Raw genomic sequence first — 12,882 nt, 5'->3', positions numbered from 1 at the left:
TTTAAATCATCTACTAATCTAAGTAGATGATTTAATATTATTTACAATAATTTTTCTTACATCTTCAGCAAGGCTATTTTGCTGTTCTTTTGACATTTCTTTTGGATATATAGGTTTTCCTATAGTAATTCTAACTTTTCTTTTACTCTTATCATATTCACTATTTCTTTCTAGTAGCTTATAGCTTCCATCAATAGTTACCGGTACTACAGGAATCCCCGCCTTTAAGGCTAGTTTCATGCTTCCCTTTTTAAATTCACCTACTGTTGGTCCTTTACTTCTAGTGCCCTCTGGAAAGATAACCATACTATGTCCTCTTTTAAGTATTTCTACTCCTTCATTCATGGACTTCATTGATTCCCTTATGTTGTTTCTATCTATGAATATACAGTTTATCTGTTTCATCCAGTAACTAAAAGTTTTAAATTTAAGGAGTTCCTTTTTAGCAATAAAACCTACTGGTCTGTCAAGTATATTTAAAAAAATTGGTATATCAAAATTCCCTTGATGGTTTGATACATAAAGACATGTTTCTTTAGTAATGTTTTCTTTTCCTACTACTTCAATATTAGCATGTACTTTATTTAATACATGATTGCTCCACTCTTCAACAGTTTCATTTATAAACTGCTTGACCTCATCTTCAGTACCATGTTTTTTTAACTTTTCTAATTTAAACTTTTGTATTAGTGTCTTGCCCATATGAATTGAAAAATCTAAATAAAATAAAAATGTTTCCATTAATAAAATTTCTCCTCTTCAGTTAAAATCTTTCCATATCTATCTAGTGTTATATTATAACACATTGTTGGCACGATAGCCAATTACTCAATAGGTAAGCTTATAATCAAGACTTTCTCTTTACTTATTGATACAAAATGATAAACTTATGTTTGTACTACAAATTTATGAAAGGAGATGTATTAGTTTGAAGCGTTTTAAATCCCATTTAAAAATCATGATTGCGCTTTTATTATCAGTATTTATATTCGCTGCATGTAGTAGTTCTAATCCAACTGGGGGTACTTCAAATGCAGATACTAAAAATTCTATAAAAATAAGTTACATAGATGTTGGACAAGGAGATAGTGCTTTAATACAAGTTAATGGCAAGAATTTGCTTATTGATGCTGGAACAAACGAAAGCACTAATAAGCTGATCTCTTACCTAGATAAGCAAAACATAAAGAAGCTCGACTATGTGGTTGCTACTCATCCTCATGAAGATCATATAGGTGGAATGGATACTGTAATAAAAAAATATGATATTGGAGAATTTTATGCCCCAAAGAAGCTAACAAATACTAAAACCTTCGAGAGTATGATGAGTGCACTAAAGTCCAAAAACTTAAAAATAAATGTGGCCAAGGCCGGAATTAATTTGGATTTAGGTAAAAATGTTAGATGTGAAATGGTAGCCCCTAATAGCAATGACTATGAAAATCTTAACAATTATTCTGCTGTCATTAAAATAACCTATGGTAATTCAAAATTTCTATTTACAGGAGATGCTGAAAAGTTAAGTGAAAAAGAAATATTAAACAAAAATTATGATATCTCCGCTGATGTTCTTAAGGTAGGCCATCATGGAAGTTCCTCATCCTCATCAAAACCATTTTTAGATAAGGTTGCACCTAAAATAGCTATAATAAGCTGTGGTAAAAATAATGATTATGGACATCCTCATCGTGAAACAATGAATGAACTAACCAAAAGAAAAATTCAAATATATAGAACGGATGTAGATGGAACTATTGTATTAAGAAGTGATGGAAATAAAATAATAAAACAATAAAACAATAAAAAATAAAAGGAAGGTCAATTGTGACTTTCCTTTTATTATAACTTTATTATATATATGTTTTTAACTTATAAAAAACTGTCTTTAAACAGTCTACCATTTTAGACTTATAAAACATCAAAAAATAAAAATGGCTCCGTGGAGAGGATTCGAACCTCCAACCCTTCGGTTAACAGCCGAATGCTCCACCATTGAGCTACCACGGAACGCTTTACCTGGCGACGACCTACTCTTCCACAGGGTCTCCCCTGCAGTACCATCGGCACTATGAAGCTTAACCTTCGTGTTCGGAATGGGAACGGGTGTTACCTTCACGTCATAATCACCAGATTATTTGTTCTCTGAAAATTGCACAGTGAATTATATTTGGTCAAGCCCTCGACCTATTAGTATCAGTCAGCTGAACATGTTGCCATGCTTACACCTCTGACCTATCAACCTTGTGTTCTTCAAGGGGTCTTACTAGCTTACGCTATGGGAAATCTAATCTTGAGGTGGGCTTCACGCTTAGATGCTTTCAGCGTTTATCCCGTCCCGACATAGCTACCCAGCTGTGCTCCTGGCGGAACAACTGGTGCACCAGAGGTCAGTCCATCCCGGTCCTCTCGTACTAAGGACAGCTCCTCTCAAATTTCCTACGCCCGCGACGGATAGGGACCGAACTGTCTCACGACGTTCTGAACCCAGCTCGCGTGCCGCTTTAATGGGCGAACAGCCCAACCCTTGGGACCTACTTCAGCCCCAGGATGCGACGAGCCGACATCGAGGTGCCAAACCTCCCCGTCGATGTGGACTCTTGGGGGAGATCAGCCTGTTATCCCCGAGGTAGCTTTTATCCGTTGAGCGATGGCCCTCCCACGAGGAACCACCGGATCACTAAGCCCGACTTTCGTCCCTGCTCCACTTGTATGTGTCGCAGTCAGGCTCCCTTCTGCCTTTGCACTCTACGAACGATTTCCAACCGTTCTGAGGGAACCTTTGGGCGCCTCCGTTACTTTTTAGGAGGCGACCGCCCCAGTCAAACTGCCCACCTAACAATGTCCCGTGACCAGATTCATGGCCGCCGGTTAGAATCCCAGTACTGTCAGGGTGGTATCCCAAGGATGACTCCATAAGAGCTGACGCCCTTACTTCTCAGTCTCCCACCTATCCTGTACAGACAATACCGAAACTCAATGCTAAGCTACAGTAAAGCTCTACGGGGTCTTTCCGTCCAATCGCGGGTAGCAAGCATCTTCACTTGCACTACAATTTCGCCGGATTTGTTGTCGAGACAGTGCCCAAGTCATTACGCCATTCGTGCGGGTCGGAACTTACCCGACAAGGAATTTCGCTACCTTAGGACCGTTATAGTTACGGCCGCCGTTTACTGGGGCTTAAGTTCACACCTTCGCTTGCGCTAAGTGTTCCCCTTAACCTTCCAGCACCGGGCAGGCGTCAGCCCCTATACATCAGCTTTCGCTTTAGCAGAGACCTGTGTTTTTGCTAAACAGTTGCTTGGGCCTATTCTCTGCGACCTACTTGCGTAGGCACCCCTTATCGCTAACTTACGGGGTCAATTTGCCGAGTTCCTTGACAACAATTCTTCCGCTGGTCTTAGGATTCTCTCCTCACCTACCTGTGTCGGTTTGCGGTACGGGCACCAACTTCCTCCATAGAGACTTTTCTTGACAGCGTGGAATCAGATACTTCGCCCGAAAGGGCTCCCCATCACGCCTCAGCTAATACAGGCGGATTTGCCTATCCTGTATACCTAAACGCTTAGACGCACATCCAATAGTGCGCACATCTTATCCTCCTGCGTCATCCCATTTGTAATAACGTCAGTTGGCGGTATCGGAATATCAACCGATTGTCCATCACCTACGCCTTTCGGCCTCGGCTTAGGTCCCGACTAACCCTGAGCGGACGAGCCTTCCTCAGGAAACCTTAGGTTTTCGACCAATAAGATTCTCACTTATTTCTCGCTACTTATGCCAGCATACTCACTCCTGTACAGTCCACCGCTCCTTTCGGTACGACTTCAATCCATACAGGAAGCTCCTCTACCGCTCTTTCGAGCCCATAGCTTCGGTGGTAAGTTTTAGCCCCGGACATCTTCGGCGCAGGATCTCTCGACTAGTGAGCTATTACGCACTCTTTGAATGAGTGGCTGCTTCTAAGCCAACATCCTAGTTGTCTTAGAAATCCCACATCCTTTTCCACTTAACTTACACTTTGGGACCTTAGCTGATGATCTGGGCTGTTTCCCTTTTGACCACGGATCTTATCATTCGTAGTCTGACTGCTGAGATTCAAGTATATGGCATTCGGAGTTTGATAGGGTTCAGTAACTGTTGTCAGCCCCTAGCCCATTCAGTGCTCTACCTCCATTACTCATTCTCAACGCTAGCCCTAAAGCTATTTCGAGGAGAACCAGCTATCTCCGAGTTCGATTGGAATTTCTCCGCTATCCACAGCTCATCCCATGGTTTTTCAACACCAACGTGGTTCGGTCCTCCACGGAATTTTACTTCCGCTTCAACCTGTCCATGGATAGGTCACCCGGTTTCGGGTCTACGACATGCAACTTATTGCCCTATTCAGACTCGGTTTCCCTTCGGCTGCGCACCTTAAGTGCTTAACCTTGCTACATATCGTAACTCGCTGGCTCGTTCTACAAAAAGCACGTCATCGCACGTAAAAGTGCTTTGACCGGTTGTGGACACACGGTTTCAGGTTCTATTTCACTCCCCTCCCGGGGTTCTTTTCACCTTTCCCTCACGGTACTGCTTCACTATCGGTCACCAGTTAGTATTTAGCCTTGGGAGGTGGTCCTCCCTGCTTCCCACAAGGTTTCACGTGTCTCGTGGTACTCTGGAGCAGATCTAGAGTCTTCTCTTTTCACTTACAGGGCTGTTACCTTCTACGGCGGAGCCTTCCAGCTCTCTTCAATTAAGATACCTCTCCGTTTATGATCTGTCCGCAACCCCAGGAACAAGTTCCTGGTTTGGGCTCTTTCCCTTTCGCTCGCCGCTACTCAGGAAATCGATTTTTCTTTCTCTTCCTCCGGGTACTTAGATGTTTCAGTTCCCCGGGTATATCCCTATAAACCTATGAATTCAGTTTATAGTACACTACGTTAGTAGTGTGGGTTGCCCCATTCGGAAATCTTCGGATCACAGGCTATTTGCGCCTACCCGAAGCTTATCGCAGCTTATCACGTCCTTCTTCGACTACTGGTGCCAAGGCATTCACCATGCGCCCTTTGTAGCTTGACCATCTAAATTAATATTACCTTCGCATTACTGCGTCAGCTTCCCTCACTGCGGTGCTCATTTACCTTAAAGTAAACTCCGCTCCTCATTCGGTTGCTTCCTTGTTCTGCTCGCTACTATTAATTTATATTAATTCTTAAATCTACAAAGGTTACTTACTTATATAATAAGTAGTTTTACCTTCAGCTTTACTTTTATTTATATATCACTGTGCAATTTTCAAAGAACAATTGAAGAATACTATGATCCTTCAAAATTAAACAGAGTGTAAACAAACCTTCAAGATAGAATTACCTATCTTGTCGACTCCTTAGAAAGGAGGTGATCCAGCCGCAGGTTCTCCTACGGCTACCTTGTTACGACTTCACCCCAATCACTAACCCCACCTTCGGCCGCGTCTTCCTTACGGTTAGACTACGGACTTCGGGTGTTGCCAGCTCTCATGGTGTGACGGGCGGTGTGTACAAGGCCCGGGAACGTATTCACCGCGACATGCTGATTCGCGATTACTAGCAACTCCAGCTTCATGTAGGCGAGTTTCAGCCTACAATCCGAACTGAGGGTAATTTTATAGTTTTGCTCCACATCACTGTATTGCTTCTCTTTGTATTACCCATTGTAGCACGTGTGTAGCCCTAGACATAAGGGGCATGATGATTTGACGTCATCCCCACCTTCCTCCCGGTTAACCCGGGCAGTCTCACTAGAGTGCTCAACTTAATGGTAGCAACTAATGATAAGGGTTGCGCTCGTTGCAGGACTTAACCTAACATCTCACGACACGAGCTGACGACAACCATGCACCACCTGTCTTCCTGCCCCGAAGGGCTTCCTCCATTACGAGTAATTCAGGAGATGTCAAGTCTAGGTAAGGTTCTTCGCGTTGCTTCGAATTAAACCACATGCTCCGCTGCTTGTGCGGGCCCCCGTCAATTCCTTTGAGTTTTAATCTTGCGATCGTACTTCCCAGGCGGAGTACTTATTGTGTTAACTGCGGCACAGAAGGAGTCGATACCTCCTACACCTAGTACTCATCGTTTACGGCGTGGACTACCAGGGTATCTAATCCTGTTTGCTACCCACGCTTTCATGCCTCAGCGTCAGTTACGGTCCAGAGAGTCGCCTTCGCCACTGGTGTTCTTCCTAATCTCTACGCATTTCACCGCTACACTAGGAATTCCACTCTCCTCTCCCGCACTCTAGACTTCCAGTTTGAAATGCAGCACCCAAGTTAAGCCCGGGTATTTCACATCTCACTTAAAAATCCGCCTACGCATCCTTTACGCCCAGTAAATCCGGACAACGCTCGCCACCTACGTATTACCGCGGCTGCTGGCACGTAGTTAGCCGTGGCTTCCTCCTTTGGTACCGTCATTATCGTCCCAAAAGACAGAGCTTTACAACCCGAAGGCCTTCATCACTCACGCGGCGTTGCTGCATCAGGCTTTCGCCCATTGTGCAATATTCCCCACTGCTGCCTCCCGTAGGAGTCTGGACCGTGTCTCAGTTCCAATGTGGCCGATCACCCTCTCAGGTCGGCTACGCATCGTCGCCTTGGTGAGCCTTTACCTCACCAACTAGCTAATGCGCCGCGGGTCCATCTCAAAGCGGATTACTCCTTTAATTAGTTCTCCATGCGAAAAACTAGTGTTATGCGGTATTAATCTCCCTTTCGGGAGGCTATCCCCCTCTTTGAGGCAGGTTACCCACGTGTTACTCACCCGTCCGCCGCTAATCCACCCCGAAGGGTTTCATCGCTCGACTTGCATGTGTTAGGCACGCCGCCAGCGTTCGTCCTGAGCCAGGATCAAACTCTCAATTTAAAAGTTTGAATGCTCATTACTGTTGTTTTTGACTACTAACAAGTAGTTCAAAAGAATTGCTGGTTTAGTTTACTTAATAAAAATCATCTTGATTTTTAACCTCTGTTTAATTTTCAAGGATCATGTCGCTCTCTCGCAGCGACTATTGTAGTCTATCACAGCTGCTTAACCTTGTCAACAACTTTTTTTAAAGTTATTTTTGTTAAGCTTCGTCGTTTCTTCAAGCGACATGTATTATCATATCACTTAATAAAACTTAGTGTCTATAACAAAATGCCTTAATTTAAGTTTATCTTTACTTTACTTATTTATTATTCGTTATTTCTCGCTTTTTTTATTATAGACACTCTAGGATAAGTTTACTTACTTTGCTATATTACAATACTATAATTCCTGTTCTTTAGAAATTTTATTCATTAAATCAATAATTCTTTCATTTAACACAGGATGTATGATATATGGCGCTATATCAGATAAAGGTTTTAAGACAAATAACCTTTCATGCATTCTTGGATGTGGGACAATAATATTTTCATCCGATGTTATTAAGTTATCATAGAGTAATACATCTAAGTCTATAGTTCTTGGTCCCCATTTTATTATTCTTTCGCGTTTTAAGTTTTTTTCTTTATCTAATAAAAAGTTTATCAACTTTTTAGGCGTTAAAAGCGTTTTTACTTCTAATGCACCATTTAGAAAAGTATCTTGCTCTAAGTATCCCACTGGCTTTGTTTCATAAAATTTAGAGGTCTTTGTTACCATTACTGCCTCTGAACTATTTATAAGCTCTATGGCAGAGTTTAAGTTATCCTCTTTATTTCCCATATTGGATCCAATAGCAATATATGCTGTATGCCACTGTCTATCAATCTCCACTGCGGCATAGTCTAAAGGTTTTCCTATAGGAGCCCATGGCTTTTTTATCTTAACCTTTACTCTACTAATTATTTGATAGTTTACTAATATAAATTTTGCTAATTCTTCCGCAGCTTTCTCAATTAAATCAAACTTTTCTTGTTTAAATTTTTCCTCAATATTAAGACAGAGCTGCGCATAATTGACCGTTTTGGTTAAGTCATCACTTTCTCCAGCTTCACTTAAATCTGTAAAAAGCTCAAGTGATATCAAAAATCTTTGCCCCATATCCTTTTCTTGCTGATTAACACCATGAAAAGCATAAACCTCTAAATCTTTTACATAAATTTTATCCATATTTTTGTTCTCCTCAATTAATCTTTTTGTCTTATAAAAAAAAGGTTAAATATATAGTAACCTTATAATCTAATAATAATAAAAAGACTCTTACTTATACAAGCAGGAGTCTATAATTGTACCCTAAGTAATTTAAGCTAAAGCGTTCTAATAGAGTATTTTAAGATTTTTCTTTTCTTTTGGCCATTTACATTCATCTAAAGCTGTACAACTAAAACACCTTCTAGATAGCTTGTCACTTAGATAGAAAATATAATTAAAAGTACCTTTTTCATTTTTTTCATTTCTATGATTTAAAATAGCATTTAAAATTATTGTTTTTTCCTCTTGCTTATAATTACACTCATTTAATATGTCATCTGCTAGTTTATAACTGGCAATTTCATGGGGGGTCCCATCTTGATACTGCATCCATCTACCTATGTCATGAAGCAATGCTGCGCCATATACTATTTCCTTATCTATGTTAATTTTGTTTTCTAATACCATTATATATGCTATTCTAGCAACATCTATAAAATGCTGCAAGTCGTGACAGCAAAATCTTCTGTCAATTTCCCGTTCTTGATTCTTCATTAAATATTCGTTAAATCTATTATTACTTAATATAGAATTCACTTTATCCAATAAATTACATCCCCTTGTTAAATTTTAATCATTCTATATACTTCATCTCTAAGTTTCTGATCCTCAGCAAACTTCCCTCTTGTAATTGAAGTTACAGTTTTACTTCCAGGCTTTTTTACTCCCCTCATTGTCATGCACATATGCTCAGCCTCTATTACAACCATAACACCTAAGGCATCTAAATGTTCCATTATAGCTTCAGCAATCTGCAGATTCATTCTTTCTTGTAGTTGAGGTCTTTTAGCAAAAACTTCTACAGTTCTTGCCAATTTGCTTAATCCAGCAACTTTGCCATTAGGTATATACGCTATATGCGCTTTTCCGTAAAAAGGAACGAAATGATGTTCACACATAGAATAGAATTGTATATCCTTTTCTAAAATTATACCATCACTTTCTACGGTAAAAGTTTTCTTTAAATGCTCAGATGGGTTTTCATTCATTCCAGAAAAGATTTCTTTGTACATTCTAGCAATTCTATCAGGAGTTTCTGCTAATCCCTCGCTTTTTGGATCTTCACCTATAGCTTCTATAATCATTTTAACGGCAGCTTTAATTTTATTTTCGTCTATCATAATTCTTTATTGAACTTATTATATAATAAATGTTCAATAATCCTCCTCTCATATCGAAAGATTCTTTGCAGTACATTAAGCAAAATTTTATCTTTTGTGAATTAAACAAATATTTCACAATATTATCATAAATTATAACATTTAAATCATAAGTTTACAAGAAGCCCAGAATACAAAATATAACAATCTGGACGTTATATTTTTAACTTTTTAAGAGATTCATTAAAATTCATAAAATTTGAAATTATTTCTAGATAATAATAAAAAAACACTTCAAAATATATTGAAGTGCTTAATTGGTGGCCAGACCAGGAATCGAACCAGGGACACGAGGATTTTCAGTCCTCTGCTCTACCGACTGAGCTATCTAGCCAAATTATTTACCTGGCGACGACCTACTCTTCCACAGGGTCTCCCCTGCAGTACCATCGGCACTATGAAGCTTAACCGTCGTGTTCGGAATGGGAACGGGTGTTACCTTCACGTCATAATCACCAGATTATTTATTCTCTGAAAATTGCACAGTGAATTATATTTGGTCAAGCCCTCGACCTATTAGTATCAGTCAGCTGAACATGTTACCATGCTTACACCTCTGACCTATCAACCTTGTGTTCTTCAAGGGGTCTTACTAGCTTACGCTATGGGAAATCTAATCTTGAGGTGGGCTTCACGCTTAGATGCTTTCAGCGTTTATCCCGTCCCGACATAGCTACCCAGCTGTGCTCCTGGCGGAACAACTGGTGCACCAGAGGTCAGTCCATCCCGGTCCTCTCGTACTAAGGACAGCTCCTCTCAAATTTCCTACGCCCGCGACGGATAGGGACCGAACTGTCTCACGACGTTCTGAACCCAGCTCGCGTGCCGCTTTAATGGGCGAACAGCCCAACCCTTGGGACCTACTTCAGCCCCAGGATGCGACGAGCCGACATCGAGGTGCCAAACCTCCCCGTCGATGTGGACTCTTGGGGGAGATCAGCCTGTTATCCCCGAGGTAGCTTTTATCCGTTGAGCGATGGCCCTCCCACGAGGAACCACCGGATCACTAAGCCCGACTTTCGTCCCTGCTCCACTTGTATGTGTCGCAGTCAGGCTCCCTTCTGCCTTTGCACTCTACGAACGATTTCCAACCGTTCTGAGGGAACCTTTGGGCGCCTCCGTTACTTTTTAGGAGGCGACCGCCCCAGTCAAACTGCCCACCTAACAATGTCCCGTGACCAGATTCATGGCCGCCGGTTAGAATCCCAGTACTGTCAGGGTGGTATCCCAAGGATGACTCCATAAGAGCTGACGCCCTTACTTCTCAGTCTCCCACCTATCCTGTACAGACAATACCGAAACTCAATGCTAAGCTACAGTAAAGCTCTACGGGGTCTTTCCGTCCAATCGCGGGTAGCAAGCATCTTCACTTGCACTACAATTTCGCCGGATTTGTTGTCGAGACAGTGCCCAAGTCATTACGCCATTCGTGCGGGTCGGAACTTACCCGACAAGGAATTTCGCTACCTTAGGACCGTTATAGTTACGGCCGCCGTTTACTGGGGCTTAAGTTCACACCTTCGCTTGCGCTAAGTGTTCCCCTTAACCTTCCAGCACCGGGCAGGCGTCAGCCCCTATACATCAGCTTTCGCTTTAGCAGAGACCTGTGTTTTTGCTAAACAGTTGCTTGGGCCTATTCTCTGCGACCTACTTGCGTAGGCACCCCTTATCGCTAACTTACGGGGTCAATTTGCCGAGTTCCTTGACAACAATTCTTCCGCTGGTCTTAGGATTCTCTCCTCACCTACCTGTGTCGGTTTGCGGTACGGGCACCAACTTCCTCCATAGAGACTTTTCTTGACAGCGTGGAATCAGATACTTCGCCCGAAAGGGCTCCCCATCACGCCTCAGCTAATACAGGCGGATTTGCCTATCCTGTATACCTAAACGCTTAGACGCACATCCAATAGTGCGCACATCTTATCCTCCTGCGTCATCCCATTTGTAATAACGTCAGTTGGCGGTATCGGAATATCAACCGATTGTCCATCACCTACGCCTTTCGGCCTCGGCTTAGGTCCCGACTAACCCTGAGCGGACGAGCCTTCCTCAGGAAACCTTAGGTTTTCGACCAATAAGATTCTCACTTATTTCTCGCTACTTATGCCAGCATACTCACTCCTGTACAGTCCACCGCTCCTTTCGGTACGACTTCAATCCATACAGGAAGCTCCTCTACCGCTCTTTCGAGCCCATAGCTTCGGTGGTAAGTTTTAGCCCCGGACATCTTCGGCGCAGGATCTCTCGACTAGTGAGCTATTACGCACTCTTTGAATGAGTGGCTGCTTCTAAGCCAACATCCTAGTTGTCTTAGAAATCCCACATCCTTTTCCACTTAACTTACACTTTGGGACCTTAGCTGATGATCTGGGCTGTTTCCCTTTTGACCACGGATCTTATCATTCGTAGTCTGACTGCTGAGATTCAAGTATATGGCATTCGGAGTTTGATAGGGTTCAGTAACTGTTGTCAGCCCCTAGCCCATTCAGTGCTCTACCTCCATTACTCATTCTCAACGCTAGCCCTAAAGCTATTTCGAGGAGAACCAGCTATCTCCGAGTTCGATTGGAATTTCTCCGCTATCCACAGCTCATCCCATGGTTTTTCAACACCAACGTGGTTCGGTCCTCCACGGAATTTTACTTCCGCTTCAACCTGTCCATGGATAGGTCACCCGGTTTCGGGTCTACGACATGCAACTTATTGCCCTATTCAGACTCGGTTTCCCTTCGGCTGCGCACCTTAAGTGCTTAACCTTGCTACATATCGTAACTCGCTGGCTCGTTCTACAAAAAGCACGTCATCGCACGTAAAAGTGCTTTGACCGGTTGTGGACACACGGTTTCAGGTTCTATTTCACTCCCCTCCCGGGGTTCTTTTCACCTTTCCCTCACGGTACTGCTTCACTATCGGTCACCAGTTAGTATTTAGCCTTGGGAGGTGGTCCTCCCTGCTTCCCACAAGGTTTCACGTGTCTCGTGGTACTCTGGAGCAGATCTAGAGTCTTCTCTTTTCACTTACAGGGCTGTTACCTTCTACGGCGGAGCCTTCCAGCTCTCTTCAATTAAGATACCTCTCCGTTTATGATCTGTCCGCAACCCCAGGAACAAGTTCCTGGTTTGGGCTCTTTCCCTTTCGCTCGCCGCTACTTAGGAAATCGATTTTTCTTTCTCTTCCTCCGGGTACTTAGATGTTTCAGTTCCCCGGGTATATCTCTATAAACCTATGAATTCAGTTTACAGTACACTACGTTAGTAGTGTGGGTTGCCCCATTCGGAAATCTTCGGATCACAGGCTATTTGCGCCTACCCGAAGCTTATCGCAGCTTATCACGTCCTTCTTCGACTACTGGTGCCAAGGCATTCACCATGCGCCCTTTGTAGCTTGACCATCTAAATTAATATTACCTTCGCATTACTGCGTCAGCTTCCCTCACTGCGGTGCTCATTTACCTTAAAGTAAACCCCGCTCCTCATTCGGTTGCTTCCTTGTTCTGCTCGCTACTATTAATTTATATTAATTCTTAAATCTACAAAGGTTACTTACTT

5 protein-coding genes, 2 tRNA genes and 5 rRNA genes are annotated in these 12,882 nt (G+C 42.5%); 1 reads left to right on the top strand and 11 read right to left on the bottom strand.

Going from position 1 to position 12,882, the window contains the following annotated elements; translation table 11 throughout:
* Window positions 1–18: 18 nt before the first annotated feature.
* The gene (locus tag RCG18_RS09725) at window positions 19–741 is read right to left on the bottom strand and encodes a lysophospholipid acyltransferase family protein (RefSeq protein ID WP_308041094.1); all 723 of its coding nucleotides are present in this window, start codon (window positions 739–741) and stop codon (window positions 19–21) included.
* A gap of 187 nt (window positions 742–928) precedes the next feature.
* Here RCG18_RS09725 and RCG18_RS09720 point away from each other — a divergent pair, with 187 nt between their 5' ends.
* Window positions 929–1,795 (top strand): ComEC/Rec2 family competence protein, encoded by an 867-nt coding sequence (locus RCG18_RS09720; protein WP_374119059.1) that lies wholly within the window; start codon window positions 929–931, stop codon window positions 1,793–1,795.
* 137 nt (window positions 1,796–1,932) lie between these two features.
* Here the strand turns inward: RCG18_RS09720 and RCG18_RS09715 are convergent.
* From RCG18_RS09715 to RCG18_RS09670, 10 genes are all read right to left on the bottom strand, one after another.
* Window positions 1,933–2,007: transfer RNA gene (locus tag RCG18_RS09715), tRNA-Asn, on the bottom strand.
* A gap of 7 nt (window positions 2,008–2,014) precedes the next feature.
* Window positions 2,015–2,131, bottom strand: a 5S ribosomal RNA gene (gene rrf, locus RCG18_RS09710).
* A 36-nt stretch (window positions 2,132–2,167) separates the two neighbouring features.
* Window positions 2,168–5,061: ribosomal RNA gene (locus RCG18_RS09705) — 23S ribosomal RNA — on the bottom strand.
* 311 nt (window positions 5,062–5,372) lie between these two features.
* Window positions 5,373–6,881: ribosomal RNA gene (locus tag RCG18_RS09700) — 16S ribosomal RNA — on the bottom strand.
* The 16S, 23S and 5S rRNA genes sit together here with 1 tRNA gene alongside, the layout of an rRNA operon.
* 384 nt (window positions 6,882–7,265) lie before the next feature.
* Window positions 7,266–8,093, bottom strand: coding sequence for a 2-amino-4-hydroxy-6-hydroxymethyldihydropteridine diphosphokinase (folK, locus tag RCG18_RS09695; protein WP_308041093.1), 828 nt, complete (start codon window positions 8,091–8,093; stop codon window positions 7,266–7,268).
* 147 nt (window positions 8,094–8,240) lie between these two features.
* Window positions 8,241–8,720, bottom strand: coding sequence for an HD domain-containing protein (locus tag RCG18_RS09690; protein ID WP_308041092.1), 480 nt, complete (start codon window positions 8,718–8,720; stop codon window positions 8,241–8,243).
* A 17-nt stretch (window positions 8,721–8,737) separates the two neighbouring features.
* Entirely contained in the window at window positions 8,738–9,292 is a 555-nt protein-coding gene (gene folE / locus RCG18_RS09685; protein WP_308041994.1) for a GTP cyclohydrolase I FolE, read from the bottom strand.
* A gap of 300 nt (window positions 9,293–9,592) precedes the next feature.
* Window positions 9,593–9,668, bottom strand: a tRNA-Phe gene (locus RCG18_RS09680).
* Window positions 9,669–9,677: 9 nt separating this feature from the next.
* Window positions 9,678–9,794 (bottom strand): 5S ribosomal RNA (gene rrf, locus RCG18_RS09675).
* 36 nt (window positions 9,795–9,830) lie between these two features.
* A 23S ribosomal RNA gene (locus tag RCG18_RS09670) occupies window positions 9,831–12,724 on the bottom strand.
* Window positions 12,725–12,882 lie beyond the last annotated feature (158 nt).

Source organism: Clostridium sp. OS1-26 (genome assembly GCF_030915445.1).
Classification (GTDB): Bacteria; Bacillota; Clostridia; order Clostridiales; family Clostridiaceae; genus Clostridium_AM.
This window is presented reverse-complemented; position numbering and strand designations above follow the sequence as displayed.